This is a genomic window from Plantibacter cousiniae (nom. nud.), assembly GCF_977070315.1.
The window spans coordinates 312,521-326,722 of record NZ_CDRVEU010000003.1 but is presented as its reverse complement, the minus strand read 5'-3'; the positions used below and the strand labels follow the sequence as shown (position 1 = coordinate 326,722).

General features: G+C 62.2%; 11 protein-coding genes and 1 riboswitch. Of the genes, 2 read left to right on the top strand and 9 right to left on the bottom strand.

Annotated features, from left to right (window positions below):
• Positions 1-21: 21 nt before the first annotated feature.
• The 7 genes from atzF to ACW55A_RS08245 all read right to left on the bottom strand — a co-directional run bounded on the left by atzF (position 22) and on the right by ACW55A_RS08245 (position 9,726).
• Complete coding sequence (gene atzF, locus ACW55A_RS08275) at positions 22-1,839, bottom strand: allophanate hydrolase (RefSeq protein WP_498810908.1); 1,818 nt, start codon at positions 1,837-1,839, stop codon at positions 22-24.
• A gap of 35 nt (positions 1,840-1,874) precedes the next feature.
• Positions 1,875-5,576 carry an urea carboxylase gene (uca, locus tag ACW55A_RS08270; RefSeq protein WP_498810909.1) on the bottom strand — a complete coding sequence of 1,234 codons (3,702 nt, stop codon included), beginning with the start codon at positions 5,574-5,576 and terminating at the stop codon, positions 1,875-1,877.
• A gap of 109 nt (positions 5,577-5,685) precedes the next feature.
• Positions 5,686-6,303, bottom strand: a complete 618-nt coding sequence (locus tag ACW55A_RS08265; protein WP_002554928.1) for an urea amidolyase associated protein UAAP2 — start codon at positions 6,301-6,303, stop codon at positions 5,686-5,688.
• 11 nt (positions 6,304-6,314) lie between these two features.
• Positions 6,315-7,040 (bottom strand): urea amidolyase associated protein UAAP1, encoded by a 726-nt coding sequence (locus ACW55A_RS08260; RefSeq protein WP_455808693.1) that lies wholly within the window; start codon positions 7,038-7,040, stop codon positions 6,315-6,317.
• Positions 7,037-7,819, bottom strand: coding sequence for an ABC transporter ATP-binding protein (locus ACW55A_RS08255; protein WP_455808695.1), 783 nt, complete (start codon positions 7,817-7,819; stop codon positions 7,037-7,039). Before ACW55A_RS08255 ends, ACW55A_RS08260 begins: the two co-directional genes overlap by 4 nt.
• Positions 7,816-8,631, bottom strand: coding sequence for an ABC transporter permease (locus ACW55A_RS08250; RefSeq protein ID WP_455808697.1), 816 nt, complete (start codon positions 8,629-8,631; stop codon positions 7,816-7,818). Before ACW55A_RS08250 ends, ACW55A_RS08255 begins: the two co-directional genes overlap by 4 nt.
• A 27-nt stretch (positions 8,632-8,658) precedes the next feature.
• A complete protein-coding gene (locus ACW55A_RS08245) occupies positions 8,659-9,726 on the bottom strand; it encodes a putative urea ABC transporter substrate-binding protein (RefSeq protein WP_498810910.1) in 1,068 nt (355 codons plus the stop codon).
• Between the two features lie 63 nt (positions 9,727-9,789).
• Positions 9,790-9,892, bottom strand: a riboswitch (guanidine-I (ykkC/yxkD leader).
• 394 nt (positions 9,893-10,286) lie between these two features.
• On the opposite strand from ACW55A_RS08245, the gene ACW55A_RS08240 reads away from it, so the two are divergent.
• Both ACW55A_RS08240 and ung read left to right on the top strand, forming a co-directional pair.
• On the top strand, positions 10,287-10,748 hold the full coding sequence (locus tag ACW55A_RS08240; RefSeq protein WP_248670523.1) for a hypothetical protein: 462 nt from the start codon (positions 10,287-10,289) through the stop codon (positions 10,746-10,748).
• A gap of 194 nt (positions 10,749-10,942) precedes the next feature.
• Positions 10,943-11,635 carry a uracil-DNA glycosylase gene (gene ung / locus ACW55A_RS08235; protein ID WP_003405314.1) on the top strand — a complete coding sequence of 231 codons (693 nt, stop codon included), beginning with the start codon at positions 10,943-10,945 and terminating at the stop codon, positions 11,633-11,635.
• Between the two features lie 24 nt (positions 11,636-11,659).
• Here the strand turns inward: ung and ACW55A_RS08230 are convergent, their stop codons facing one another.
• Together ACW55A_RS08230 and ACW55A_RS08225 are read right to left on the bottom strand one after the other, a co-directional pair.
• Entirely contained in the window at positions 11,660-12,694 is a 1,035-nt protein-coding gene (locus ACW55A_RS08230) for an AbrB family transcriptional regulator (RefSeq protein ID WP_003431330.1), read from the bottom strand.
• A complete protein-coding gene (locus ACW55A_RS08225) occupies positions 12,687-14,201 on the bottom strand; it encodes a tripartite tricarboxylate transporter permease (protein WP_003363746.1) in 1,515 nt (504 codons plus the stop codon). Before ACW55A_RS08225 ends, ACW55A_RS08230 begins: the two co-directional genes overlap by 8 nt.
• Position 14,202 lies beyond the last annotated feature (1 nt).

Sequence of the window (14,202 nt, the reverse complement as noted above, 5' to 3'; positions counted from 1 at the left end):
CTGAGCATGCCGCTTTTATGCTTAATGCTGTTGCTGCACGTGCGCGCGCCAGCCACCGAGAGGGCTGATGTCGCGGGCACCCTCCAGACCATAGGCTTCGCAGATGAAACCGGTCTCCCAGCGACCGTCGGCCAATTGCACTTTGCCCAGCCCGAGCGGTGCCGGAATGCCGGTCAGAAACGACCCCAACTCGATACTTGGCAACTCCCAGACCTCCACGTCGATGGCTACGCCGTGTTCGGCCACCCGCACCATGCCAGGCCTGAAGGGCGGACCACCGGCCAGCGCATACAACCGATAGTCGGCCGAGCTTTGCGTGGTTTCCAGCAGGCGTGCCCCGCGTTGCCTGAGCTGCCAGTTCAAGGCCAGCCCGTCCAGATGGGCACCGCAGACCACCAGCCGCGCCATATCGTTGCGCGCAGTGGTCTGCGGCACAGTCAGCCGAGGTGATTCGCCGCCAATCAAGGGCAGGGCGGTTTGCCGCTGCAAGGCGTCGGCCAGACTGAGCAGGTACTGATCGGTGAATGCCCGTCCGAACAACGTCACGCCCCACGGCAGACCGTTGCCCATGAAAGCGCTGGGCACGGCGACGGCGGCGTAATCGAGCAGGTTGACGAAGTTCGTGTAGTAACCCAGCTCCGAATTGCGCAACACCGGCTCGGCCGCCAGCTCTGCCAATGTCACCGGGCGGCCGATGCTTGGCGTCACCACGCACTCCAGCCCTTCAAGTGCCCGATCGCACGCTGCCTTGAGCGCTTGCAGGCGGTATTGCGCGCGAAACGTATCGACTCCACTGACCTGGGGAGCCTTGGCCAGCACGTCGCGTATCACCGACAATACCGCGTCAGGGTGTTCTTCCATTAACTGCCCGGCGACGCTGTAGCGTTCGGCCACCCACGGCCCCTCGTACAACAACCGCGCCGCTTCGAGAAACGGTGACAGGTCCACCGTGACCGCTTCGCCACCCAGCGCGGTCAGGTGGTCGATGGCAGCGTTGAACAGCCTCGGCCCTTCGGTACAGCCGAAGAACTGCAGGTCCTCGGCGCGGGGTACTCCGAAGCGAAACGGGCGAGGTGCGCCAAAAGCCGAGGCGTCGTTCCACAGCGGGTTGCGACGACTGTACTCGTCGCGCGGATCAAACGTGGCGATCAGCGCCAATAGCTCGCTGGCTTCCCGTGCTGTGGCGGTGAAGGTCGAGACACAATCCTGCGTGCGGCATGCGGGCACCAAGCCTGCCGTGGAAATCAACCCCTTGCTGGCTTTCATCCCCACCAGGTTGTTCAGGGCCGCAGGCACCCGGCCCGAGCCCGCCGTATCGGTGCCCAGCGAGAAACTGCTGACGCCCAGCGCCACGGCCAGCGACGAGCCGGCGCTCGAGCCGCCGGACGGGTACTCGTTCAACACGCTGTTGGGGCAGGCGCCATAGGGCGAGCGGCTGCCGTTCAAGCCCGTGGCGAACTGGTCCAGATTGGTCTTGCCCATGGGCACTGCGCCCAGCGCGATCAGTTGCGTGACGACGCTTGCCGAGTGTTCGGGTGTGTAGGCATAGTCCGGGCAGGCCGCGGTGGTTGGAATGGCCGCCAGATCAATATTGTCCTTGATCGCGAAGGGCACGCCGAACAGCGGCAGGTCTCTGGGATCACGATCGTCCAGCGCGGCCAGGTAAGGCTCAAGTTCAGCTGCGCTGAGCAGGTGGATGAACAGGTGATAATCGCTGTTCAGCCGTGCGGCCTTTTCGCGCAGCGCCAGGATCAGCTGGCGCGGTGATATCCGGCCTGACTGGTAGGCCGCGCGGACGGTGTCCAGGCGCAGGTCATTGAGCAGTGCTGTGTCGTTCATGACGGGATTCCCTCGAAAGTAAAACGTCGGTCGATTCAGTCTGCGGCCAGCACCACGACCCGTTGCCCTGCGCGTACTGCCGAGCCGGGTTGCACCCTGACGTCCTGCACCACGCCGGCGATCGGGGCGAGCAGGGGGATTTCCATTTTCATCGACTCCAGAATCACCAGCACATCGCCCGCTTCCACGCGGTCGCCCGGTTGCACCTGGACTTGCCAGAGATTGCCGGCGATGTGGCTGTCGACGCCTTGCTGACCGGGTTGCAGAGGCTGTGCTTCAGTGTTCGGCGCCACGCCTTCATCGCTCTCAAAATCGGCCTGCCCGTTAGCGATCCAGCGTTCGCGCTCGGCGTTGAAGGCGGCGTTTTGCTGGGCGCGGAATGCCGTAATGCCTTCGGCTTCGCGGATCAGGAAGGCCTGGTAGTCAGCCAGATTCAGGGTGCTGTGTTCGATGTTAAGGGCGAAGCGACCCAGCGGGAAGTCGCGGCGGATACGCAACAGTTCGTCGGCGCTGACCGGGTAGAAACGGATCTGATCGAAGAAGCGCAACAGCCATGGTTTGCCCTCGAAGGCGGCGACGTCGCGATAGCGATTCCACATCTGCAGCGTGCGGCCGACGAACTGATAACCGCCGGGGCCTTCCATGCCGTACACGCACATGTAGGCGCCGCCGATTCCCACCGAATTCTCGGCGGTCCAGGTGCGCGCCGGGTTGTACTTGGTGGTCACTAATCGATGACGTGGGTCCAGAGGCGTGGCGACCGGTGCGCCGAGGTACACATCGCCCAGCCCCATGACCAGATAACTGGCATCGAACACCGTGCGCTGTACTTCATCGAGGTTGGGCAGATCATTGATGCGGCGGATGAACTCCAGGTTGCTCGGGCACCAGGGGGCGTCCTTGCGCACGGTGGTCATGTATTTTTCGATGGCCAGTTGGCAGGCCGGGTCATCCCAGGACAGTGGCAGATGGACGATGCGCGAGGCCACTTGCAGGTCTTTCGCGGCGCACACGGCGTCCCACTCTCCGGCGACGATGTCGAGCAGTTGCCGAAGCGGCAGTTGCTCGGGGCGGTAATGGACTTGCAGTGAGCGAATGCCCGGCGTCAGATCGATCACCCCCGCCAGCGCCTTGGCCTCCAGCGCAAGCATCAAGGCATGGCCGCGCAGACGCAGCACTAGATCCAGCTCCGGCGCCCCGATTTCCAGGAGCAGATGGGTATCGCCGGACAGGCGCGCAACCAGGCGTTTATCGTCCTGACCGATGTCGAGAATGATCGGGGAGGGCAAATCCTCTATGCGGACAACTTTGCTCCCACAGGAGTTTGCGGTGCTCTGTGGGAGCGAGCTTGCTCGCGAAGAGGGCGTTGCAGTCGATGGATTTACTGCGTCTGGAATATAGCCTTCGCGAACAAGCTCGCTCCCACGGGTGTTTTTCCAGTGAGATGTTGAGTTCATCGCTGCATGACACGCCTCGACACTCACCGGATGAAACCGGACCTTGTCGCCAGCCTTCAATTGCCCTAGCTGCCACAGGTCCGCTTCGATGATGGTCACCGGGCACACGAATCCGCCCAGGCTGGGTCCATCCGGGCCCAGGATTACCGGCATGTCGCCGGTGAAATCCACCGCGCCGATCGCATAGGGGTTGTCGTGAATGTTGGACGGGTGCAACCCCGCCTCGCCACCATCTGCACGCACCCATTCGGGTTTGGGGCCGATCAGACGTACGCCGGTGCGGCTGGAGTTGAAATGCACTTCCCAGTCGGTCGCAAAAAACCTCTCGATGTACGCTTCGGTGAAGTATTCCGGGGCCGCATGCGGGCCGTAAATGACCCTCATCCGGCGGATATCTGTCAGCGCTTCAAGGGCTTCATCGGCAATCCGTTGTCCCGCACTGCGTTCCACCAGAGGCGCGACGTGCAGCACATCGCCGGCCCTCAGCGCGCGACCTCCGTGACCGCCGAACTGGCCGAGGGTAAAGGTACTTTTGCTGCCCAGATAATCCGGCACGTCGAGCCCACCGCGCACGCACAGATAGCTGCGTACACCGGCACCTGCGATGGTGCCCAGCGACAACGTCGCCCCGGCGTGCACCAGAAGCGCGGTATTCATGGCACAGGATTGGCCATCGACGGTGATCGGGATATGCGCACCGGTCACTGCGACCACCGCATCGGTGTTGAAGCGCAGTAGCGGCCCACTCATGGTGATTTCCAGCGCGGCGCATCCTTCCGGGTTGCCCAGCAGGCCATTGCCCTGGCGCAACGCGCGGCTGTCCATCGGACCGGATGGCGGTACGCCGACCGCCCAGTAGCCCAGTCGTCCCGGATAATCCTGAACGCTGGTCTGCGTGCCGCCGCTCAACACCTCGAAGGTGTCAGCGTGATACACCAGATCTTCCAGGCAGCGGGTCCACGGCTGGCCACTGGCGAACGGCGCGTCGGCAATGATCTGGCGCAGATAGTCGCGATTGGTTTCCACACCGTACAGACGCGTTTCGTTCAGCGCATCGATCAGTCCGGCGCTGGCGTCCTCGCGGGTCGGTGCCCAACGGATCAGCTTGGCGATCATCGGGTCGAAGTACGGCGGTATCTCGCAGCCGGCCTCGACCCAAGTGTCGATACGTAGCGTCCGGCCATCGGCAGGCGGGAAATCAGCCGCAGTCAGCAAGCCAGGGCAGGGCTGAAAGTCACGCCCCGGATCTTCCGCGTACAGCCGCGCCTGAATCGCATGGCCAACCGGTTTCAGGCCGGCCTGCAACTGATCCAGCGGCGGTAGATCACCGGCAGCCAGTTGCACCATCCAGCTGACCAGATCCACGCCCCAGACCTGCTCGGTGACGCCGTGCTCGACCTGCAAGCGTGTGTTCACTTCCAGAAAATAGAAGCGCTGATCGTCACTGTCGAAGACGAACTCGACCGTCCCGGCGCTGCGATAATTGACTGCCCTGGCGAGTTTGACAGCCGCTGCGCAGAGTTCTTCGGCCATGCCGTGCGGCAGGTTCGGGGCCGGGGTTTCTTCCAGTACTTTCTGATTGCGCCGCTGTACCGAGCAGTCGCGTACGCCGAGCGCCAGCACCTCGCCCTGGCCGTCGCCGAACACCTGTACCTCCAGATGGCGCGCGCGCTGGATGTATTTCTCGATGAACACACCCGCGTCGCTGAAATTGTTCTGGCCAAGGCGCTTCACCGCCTCGAACGAGTCGGCCAGTTCTTCAGCGCTGCGGCACACTCGCATGCCGATCCCGCCACCGCCTGCCGTGCTCTTGAGCATGACCGGATAGCCGATGGTACGGGCCGCCGCGATGGCTGATTCAAGGCTGTCGAGCAGTTCGGTGCCTTCGAGCATGGGCACGCCATGCTGTCTGGCCAGTGCGCGAGCAGTGTGCTTGAGGCCGAATACGCGCAGTTGCTCGGGCGTTGGCCCGACGAAGGCGATACCGGCGTCTTCGCAGGCTTGAGCGAACGCGGCGTTTTCGGAGAGGAACCCGTAGCCGGGATGAATGGCTTTGGCGCCGCTGGCTTTGGCAATGGCGAGGATCTTGTCCACCGCCAGATAGGTTCCGGCTGCGCCACCTTCGCCCAGGCTGTGGGCTTCGTTGGCCTGCATCAGGTGCAGGCTGGCAGCGTCGGCTTCGGAATACACCGCCACGCCCTTGACCTGCAAGGTACGCAGGGTCCGCAGGATGCGGCAGGCAATGGCGCCACGGTTGGCGATCAGCAGTTTGTCGAACATGGCATAACCCCGGAAACCCAGTCGCGCTCGGTTTCGTGATGGGAAGCGGGCCGTCCCGCTATTGATCAATCTACGCAACGGTCGTCCGTTGCTGAGGGCAGGTGCCGGGTCAGTCGCGAATCAACAGCTGCGCAGGCGTCGGGTTGTAGCCATTGCAGGGGTTGTTGAGCTGCGGACAGTTGGAAATCAGCACGATCACGTCCATTTCAGCGCGCAGCTCGACGTATTTGCCGGGCGCGGAAATACCGTCTTCGAAGGTCAGGCCGCCTTCGGCTGTCACCGGTACGTTCATGAAAAAATTGATGTTCGGACCGATGTCGGCCTTGCTCAGGCGGCCGTCATGCACACAGGCGCGCAGGTAGTTGTCGCGGCAGCTGTGCATGTAGCGCTTTTCCAGGGCGTAGCGCACGGTGTTGCTCTCTTGCGCGCACGCGCCACCGAGTGTGTCGTGGCGACCGCAGGTGTCATCGACAATGGTCAGCATCGGCTGGCCGAGGTTGGAAAACAGCACGCTGCCGGTGGTCAGGTACACGCTGTTCTGGCGGCGCAGGGTGCGCTGCACATCGTAGCGCTCACGCGGGTTGCTCAGGCTGAAAAACAGCGTGTCGACGGCCTGGTTGCCTTGCAGATCGAGGATGCGCACGGTCTGCCCGGCCTTGACTTCGGCCAGGAACGGCTCGCCTGCCGGTATGGTTGCGTCGCAGCAAAGGTGAGTGTGTGAATTCATGACAGGGCTCCTCAGGCGAACAGGCGGTCGGTGTTGATGAAGCCGCGCTCGTTTTCCGGGCGCGATGTACGGCAGTGCTCGGCAACGCTGGCGTCGGCCTTCATCCAGCTGAGCTTGAGCGGTTGCGGGGCATATTCCGGGTTGGGGTCCATCGGGTGTTGCAGCGCGGTCAGTACCACCAGCGTGTCCATTGGTGCGTAGAGTTCGATGTAGTCACCGGCCTTGGAGTTGTTCGGCGCGAAGTGCAGGGTTCCTGTCTCGTCGACATCGACACGGCTGAACAGGTTGAGGGTCATCAACAGGTCGGACAGCCCCAGCCCCCATTTGCCCAGCTCGACCAGCAGGTTGTCGACGCCATTGCGGAAGAAGCCGTTGCGCAATTCCTGATAACGGCCCTGGCCGTATTTTTCAGCGACTTCCTGCGCATTGAGCACGCCGCCGATGCTGTCGCTCCAGCCGCAGGTGTCAGTGACGATGGCCGCCAGCACTCGGCCCATGTCCGAATACAGGCAATAACCGTTGCTCAGGCGAGCGGTGTGCTGGCATTTGAGGCTGTCGGGCAGGTTCAGCCGCTCGGTTTTTTCGTGGGCGTTGAGCAGGGTCAGGCTGACGTTGGCGTTGCCGTGCAGGTCGGTCAGGCGCAGCAATTCACCGCGCTTGAGGACGAACGAACGATGGCCGCCACCGGGCAGCAGTTCTTCGGCGAAAACCGGATAAAGCGTGGTTGAGTCAGTCATTGAACGGGCTCCTCTGAAACGTTGAGCAGCGAATCGATGGCGGCGCGCTCGGCGCGGCGTTCGCTGTTGAGGGGGATGTCGTAAGTGATGCGCGCGCCATAGGCTCCGGGCGCGTGCGGGTCGTGGCGCACCTTGTCGAATACCAGCAGGCGGGTGCCGAGGTTGAAGCCTTCGGACAGGTCGTGGGTGACCATGAACACGGTCAGTTTCGTTTCGCGCCACAGGTCCAGCAGCAGGTGATGCATGTCCTTGCGGATACCGGGGTCGAGCGCGCCGAACGGCTCGTCCAGCAGCAGGACGCGGGGTTTCATGATCAGCGCCTGGGCAATCGCCAGTCGCTGTTGCATGCCGCCGGACAATTGCGTCGGGTACTTATCCAGCGCATGCCCCAGGCCGACCTTGCCGAGCAACTGTGCGGCGTGCTCGCGCGCCTCGTTTTTTGCTTGGCCGAACAGACGGCCGAGCAAGGGCGAGCGGGGCAGCTCCAGACCCAGTGCCACGTTGTCGAGCACCGACAGGTGCGGGAATACCGAATAGCGCTGAAACACCACGCCTCGGCTGGCATCCGGCTCATTGCGCAGCGCCGTCCCGTCCAGCGTGATCAGACCGCGACTGGGGGTTTCCTGACCCAGCAACAGGCGCAGAAAGGTCGATTTACCGCAGCCCGACGCACCGACCAGCGTGCAGAATTCGCCTTCGGCCACGTCCAGGTTGAGGCCCTCGAGCACCACCTGGTCGGCGTATTGCTGCCAGACATTGCGCACATTGATAAAGCTCATGCCCGCGCTCCTTCGTACCAGGGAAAGGCACGTCGGGTCAGGGCCTTCAGACCCCAGTCCATCAGCCAGGCGAGCAGGGTGATCCACACCACATAAGGCAGAATCACGTCCATCGCCAGATAGCGCCGCACCAGGAAGATCCGGTAGCCCAGACCGTCAGTCGAGGCAATCGCCTCGGAGGCGATCAGGAACAGCCACGCCGAACCCAGCACAAGGCGCAAAGCGATCAACAGGCGTGGCAGCAATTGCGGCAGGATCACCCGCAGGATCAGTGTCCAGGTCGAGGCGCCGAGGGTTTGCGCCTTGATCAGCAGTTCGACCGGGATTTCACGGGCGCGCTGTTCCAGATCACGGGCCAGAATCGGTGTGATACCGATCACGATCAGCACCACCTTCGACAACTCGCCAAGGCCGAACACGATGAACAGAATCGGCAGAATGGCCAGCGGCGGCACCATCGACAGTACCGTCAGCAAGGGCGACAGCGTTGCGCCGCACAACGGCAGGATGCCCGCTGCGATGCCCAGACACAGACCCAACAGCGCGCTGATCCCCAGGCCGATGGCGAGGCGTTGCAGGCTCGATGCGCTGTCCTGCCACAGCAGGTAGTCACCGCTGCGCGGGTCGGAAACGAACGCCATGCGCTTGACCGCATCGGCCATCTGTACCGCGCTGGGCAGCAGTTTGTCGCTGGGGTTTTCCGCAAGCCGGGTGGCCGAGCCCATGAAATAGGCGAACAGCAACAGGGCGAACGGCAGGATCACCAGTATCAGGCGACCGGCACGGTCCGGATGGCGGTTTATCAAACGCATGGCAATGACCTTTCTACTGAACGTGATTTACAGCTTGCCGTCGACGGCCATCTGCACGTAGCTGGGGTCAAAGTGCAGCTTGAGATTGCCCTTGTCGCCGAGCATCACGCCATTGGCGAACGACATGCCGACGGCATCGGCATCGCGTGCGCCTTCGCCGAGCAAACCGTGGGCGAACGAGAAGTCAGCCACCTTGCGCTGGGTGTCCGGCAGCTGTTTGCTGGTCGCGAACTCAAGGGCTTCCTTGGGCGTGGCAAACAGCTTGGTGGTGTCCAGTTGCGCCTGGAAGCCGGCCAGATCGGTCCCCGATGCCTTGGCCATGTGTTCCAGCGCAGCCTTGCTCTGAGCGGTTTTGGCGTTCATCAGCGCGACCACTTCAAACCACGCGCCAGTCAGGGCCTTGCCCAGGGCCGGGTTGTCTTTCAAGGTCTGAGTGTTGACGACCATCATGTCCATGATCTCGCCAGGAATCTGGCTGGAGTTGAACACTTCGGTGACGCCGGGCCTGGCCTTGATGTCCGAAAGCATCGGGTTCCAGGTGGTGACCGCCTGTACATCGTCAGTATTGAAGGCTGCCGAGATATCGGCATCCGAGGTATTGACCACCTTGAGGTCTTTTTCACTGAGCTTGACGCTGTCCAGCGCTCGGGCCAGCAGGTAGTGGGAGACCGACAGTTCGACCAGATTGACGTCCATGCCTTTCAGATCGGCGACTTTCTTGCCTTCGCCCTTGAGTACGATGCCGTCATTGCCATTGGAGAAGTCGCTGACGATCAGTGCCGTGCTTTCCACGCCACCTGCGGCCGGGATGGTCAGGGCGTCCATGTTGGTCATGGTGCAGCCATCGAACTGTCCGGCGGTGTACTGATTGATGGATTCGACGTAGTCGTTGAGCTGGGTGACATCGATCTTGATGCCGTACTTTTTCGCCCACTTGTCGACGATGCCCTGGCTACCTGCGTATTCCCACGGCATCCAGCCTGCGTAGATGGTCCAGCAGACGTTGAAGTGATCTTTCTGGGCGGCATTCGCCGAGAGGCTCAACGCAGCAAGCAGGCCTGCCGTCAGCAGGCCGAAGAGACGAGACTTTTGCATGTTGAGAAATCTCCAGTAGTGAAAAAAGGCGGCCAGGAGCAACTTGACACCACTGGTGTCCCTGTCTCCCGGGCTTTTGTCCCGCCGTGTAACCTCTACTGGAGGTCGCCAACTCTCGGACCAGCCACTTGCCTGGCGGCAAGCCGGAACCCTAGTCGGCTATTGCAAATTGTGGTGCCGCGAACCTGTGTTGACTCCTGCACACCCATCATCAAGCGAGAGTTGTGCCAACTTGTGCCGCGCCTTGTTTTTCAAGGGCCGGGCGAGTCGTCTTCGGTCATCTGTCGCAGGAGTCGCCTTGTGCTGGTGCGAGGGTGCACCGTGATGAGGCAAAGGTGGGTGAAATGTTTTGTAGCATCTTTGTAGAACGTTGAAATACGCCTTCAGGCCTTGGTTGCAGAGCCTTTGCGAGACGGTGACGGGCCATTCATAGCCAGGCCTCGACGCTGCCCCAAGGCACTAGAGTGCCTTTTCGATGTCAGATAATTCGTCCGCCAACCGCTTTGGCGGACGCCGACCAGCGTCGCTGGATTGGCCCAATCGCGGTCCGGGAGGCCGCCATGTATCGAAGACCCTTGCTTATCACGTTGCTGACCCTTTTCCTTTCTGGTTGCTACGCAGGTCCCGGTTACTACGAATCCGATGTGTACACGCAGCCGACTGTCATTGGCGGCGCCTACGCGTATGACAATGGCTACCGCTCTACCTACTACCAGGAGCGACGCATCTATGTGGCGCCTCAACCGCGCTATTACACCCAGCCTCGCTACTACGCCCCGGCACCCCGCTATTACGCTCCACCGCCCCCGCCGCGCTACTACCAGCCGGGACGTCCACCGGGTTATGGCTGGAGAAACGATGGCTTTCGCGGCAATGGCGGTTTCGGCCGCAATGACGGCTTCGGACGCAACGACGGCTTCCGTGGCGACCGAGGCTGGGATGATCATGGTGGGCGTGGCGGACGAGATGGCCGTGATCATGGAAGAGGCGGGCGCGGCGATGGTCGTGGTGGGCATCGATAGCTGAAGTCTGCGTGCTCACTGTCATGCCAACGCAGCAAACTGACTGCTGTGAACTGACCAGCGTGCCGATGCCCCGCGTCGGCACGCTTTTCTTTAGGCTCTGCGTCCGATCTTGAGGGCGCATGTCGCAACCGGCATTGACTTTGCGGCCCGGCTTTCCTAGTGTCCGCGCATTGTTTTTACCGGATGTAACCATGACTAGCGACGACCGCATCAAGCTTGAGCCCAGCTGGAAAAACGCCCTGCGTGACGAATTCGAACAACCCTACATGGCTCAATTGCGCGAGTTTCTGCGTCAGGAGCACGCGGCCGGCAAGGAAATCTATCCGCCCGGGCCACTGATTTTCAATGCGTTGAACTCCACGCCGCTGGATAACGTGAAAGTGGTCATCCTTGGCCAGGACCCGTATCACGGACCGAATCAGGCGCATGGCCTGTGCTTCTCGGTGCAACCGGGTGTGCCGACGCCGCCATCGCTGGTCAACATCTATAAAGAGCTGAAACGCGACCTGAACATCGATATTCCGAACCACGGTTGCCTCCAATCCTGGGCTGATCAGGGCGTTTTGTTGCTGAACACCACCCTCACTGTCGAGCGCGCCAACGCGGCTTCCCATGCAGGAAAAGGCTGGCAGCACTTCACCGACCGGATCATTCAAGTGGTCAGCGAGCACCAGCCGCATCTGGTGTTCCTGCTGTGGGGCGCTCATGCGCAGAGCAAGCAGAAACTGGTCGATGCGACCAAGCATCTGGTGCTGACCTCCGTCCATCCGTCGCCGTTGTCAGCCTACAAAGGCTTCCTGGGCAATGGACACTTCGGACGGGCCAACAAGTACCTTGAGCAAAACGGCATCGCGCCGATCGACTGGCGCTTGCCTGCACTTTGATTTGAGAGGATTCCAGCAACCTGTTCAGTCAGCGAGCCGTTTGCTCCAGCGCCGGTACAACGGCTCGGCAAGAAACAGCACGAACAGCAGGCGCATGACCTGCATGGCCGTGACCAGCGGCACCGACAGTTGCAGCACTTCGGCGGTCAGGCTCATCTCTGCGATGCCGCCGGGCATCATGCCCAGCGTCAGTGAACGCAGGTCCAGGTGGGTGAGGGCGCTCAGCGCCAGTGCCGCCAGCGCGGCGATCAGCATGGTCAAGGCAGTGCCCAGCAGCGTGCGCGCGAGGAACGATGGCGCACGCCGAAAGAACTCTCGATTGAAATGACAACCCAGCCCGCTGCCGATCAGCAACTGACCGAGCTGACTGGCACCGTTGGGCAGGCCGATTTTCAAATCCCAGACCACGCTCGCCACGGCACTGAGCAACAGCGGGCCGAACAGCCAGGGATTGGGCTGTTTGAGGCGTTGCCACAGCCAGGCCAGCGCAGCCCCGAGCGGCAGCAGAACGGCCAGCCAGCGCCAGTCCACGATGCTGGCATGCAAGGCGGGTGCGCCATCACCCAGCAGGTATTTGAAGATCGCCGGCACGCACAGTACTACGGCAAGTACCCGCAGACTTTGCGCGGCAGCGACACTGCTCAGCGTTGCACCGTTACGTGCGCCGAGGTTGACCATCTCCCCGGAACCGCCCGGCATGCTGGAGAAGAACGCGGTAGGGCGATCCTCTCCGGTACGCAGCATCAGCCACACGCCGACCAGGCAAGACAGACTGGTGACCAGGGCTCCGATGAAAATCAGCCCGAAATGCGCCAGTACCTGTTCGATGACCACCGGCGTGAAGTGCAGGCCGATGCCAATCCCGATGATCAACTGACCGAATTTGCGACCGCCGGGAATCTGCGCCAGTTGCCAGGGTGTCAGGCAGCGCACCAGGATGATTGCCAGCAACGAGCCCACCATCCACGGCAACGGCCAGCCGACCTGGCTGGCGAGGTAGCCGCCCAGCAGGCCGACCAGCGGCGTTGCCCACCATTGGCGCAGAGACGAATCAGCCATGCGCCGCAGCGGCCTGCTGTCTGGCGCGCTTGCGCCAGATGCGCAGCAGCGGGAACAGCAGCATGAACACGGTCACCACCCAGACCCCGAGAGTGATCGGGCTGGACCAGAGGATCCCCAGTTCGCCGTTGGAGATCGACAGGGCGCGACGCAGGTTCTGCTCCATCAGACCGCCAAGGATGAACCCGAGCAGGATCGGCGACAGCGGGAAGTCCAGCTTGCGCAGGATGTAGCCGAAGATACCGATACCGACCATCAGGAACAGGTCGAACGTGGTGGCGTGCACCGCATACACACCGATGCCGGTGATGATCGCAATCACCGGGACCAGTGCCCAGTTAGGTACGGCAAGGATGCGCGTAAAAAGGCGAATCATCGGGATGTTGAGGATCACCAGCATGATGTTGGCGATGAACAACGACGCGATCAGGCCCCAGACGATGTCCGGCTGCTGTTGAAACAGCATCGGGCCGGGCGTGATGTTGTACAGCGACAAGGCGCCGATCATTACCGCCGTGGTGCCTGAACCCGGCACGCCCAGCGTCAGCATCGGCACCAGGGCGCCGCAGGCCGTTGCGCCGATGGCCGTCTCGGGTGCGGCCAGGCCACGCATGTCGCCCTGGCCGAACTTGCCGCTGGCGCCGGCGATGCGTTTTTCCGTCATGTAAGCGACCGCGCTGGCCAGCGTCGCACCGGCGCCAGGCAATACGCCAAGGATGAACCCCAGCAGACCGCAGCGAATGTTCACCACGAACACGGCAGCGGCTTCCTTGACGTTGAACATCATGCGCCCGGTGGCCTTGACGGCCTCCTGACCGCGATGGGTCTTCTCCAGCAGCAAAAGGATTTCGCTGATCGAAAACAGGCCCAGCACCAGCACCACGAACTGAATGCCATCGGTGAGGTGAATATTGTCGCCCGTGAAACGGTATACCCCGCTGTTGGCATCGATACCTACTGCAGACAGGAACAGCCCGATCAGCGCGGCAATGAACGTCTTCAACGGCCGGTCACCGGCCATCCCGCCCAGACAGACGATCGCGAAGACCATCAGCACGAAGTATTCCGCCGGGCCGAAGGCAATCGCCCATTTGGCGAGCAGGGGCGCGAACAGCACCATGCCGCAGGTGGCGATGAACGCGCCGATGAACGAACTCCATGCCGACAGCGACAGTGCAACCCCGGCCAGGCCCTGACGGGCCATCGGGTAACCGTCCAGGGTGGTCATCACGGTGGACGCTTCACCCGGAATGTTCAGCAGGATCGAGCTGATACGCCCGCCGTATTCGCAGCCCAGGTAGACGGCTGCCAGCAGAATCAGCGCCGATTCGGGCGGCAGGCCCAGTGCGAAAGCGATAGGGATCAGCAGCGCCACACCGTTGATCGGTCCAAGCCCCGGCAGCAGGCCGACGACAGTACCGATCAATGTTCCACACAGCGCTGTGATCAGGTTGTAAGGCGTCAGGGCGACACCGAAGCCCTGGCCCAGATAACCGAAAGTATCCATT

Bases quoted from the DNA above. Each gene is read 5' to 3' on its own strand.
- ACW55A_RS08245 (WP_498810910.1), bottom strand. From the start codon at position 9,726: ATGCAAAAGTCTCGTCTCTTCGGCCTGCTGACGGCAGGCCTGCTTGCT.
- atzF (WP_498810908.1), bottom strand. From the start codon at position 1,839: ATGAACGACACAGCACTGCTCAATGACCTGCGCCTGGACACCGTCCGC.
- ACW55A_RS08265 (WP_002554928.1), bottom strand. From the start codon at position 6,303: ATGAATTCACACACTCACCTTTGCTGCGACGCAACCATACCGGCAGGC.
- ung (WP_003405314.1), top strand. From the start codon at position 10,943: ATGACTAGCGACGACCGCATCAAGCTTGAGCCCAGCTGGAAAAACGCC.
- ACW55A_RS08255 (WP_455808695.1), bottom strand. From the start codon at position 7,819: ATGAGCTTTATCAATGTGCGCAATGTCTGGCAGCAATACGCCGACCAG.
- ACW55A_RS08250 (WP_455808697.1), bottom strand. From the start codon at position 8,631: ATGCGTTTGATAAACCGCCATCCGGACCGTGCCGGTCGCCTGATACTG.
- ACW55A_RS08240 (WP_248670523.1), top strand. From the start codon at position 10,287: ATGTATCGAAGACCCTTGCTTATCACGTTGCTGACCCTTTTCCTTTCT.
- ACW55A_RS08230 (WP_003431330.1), bottom strand. From the start codon at position 12,694: ATGGCTGATTCGTCTCTGCGCCAATGGTGGGCAACGCCGCTGGTCGGC.
- ACW55A_RS08225 (WP_003363746.1), bottom strand. From the start codon at position 14,201: ATGGATACTTTCGGTTATCTGGGCCAGGGCTTCGGTGTCGCCCTGACG.
- uca (WP_498810909.1), bottom strand. From the start codon at position 5,576: ATGTTCGACAAACTGCTGATCGCCAACCGTGGCGCCATTGCCTGCCGC.
- ACW55A_RS08260 (WP_455808693.1), bottom strand. From the start codon at position 7,040: ATGACTGACTCAACCACGCTTTATCCGGTTTTCGCCGAAGAACTGCTG.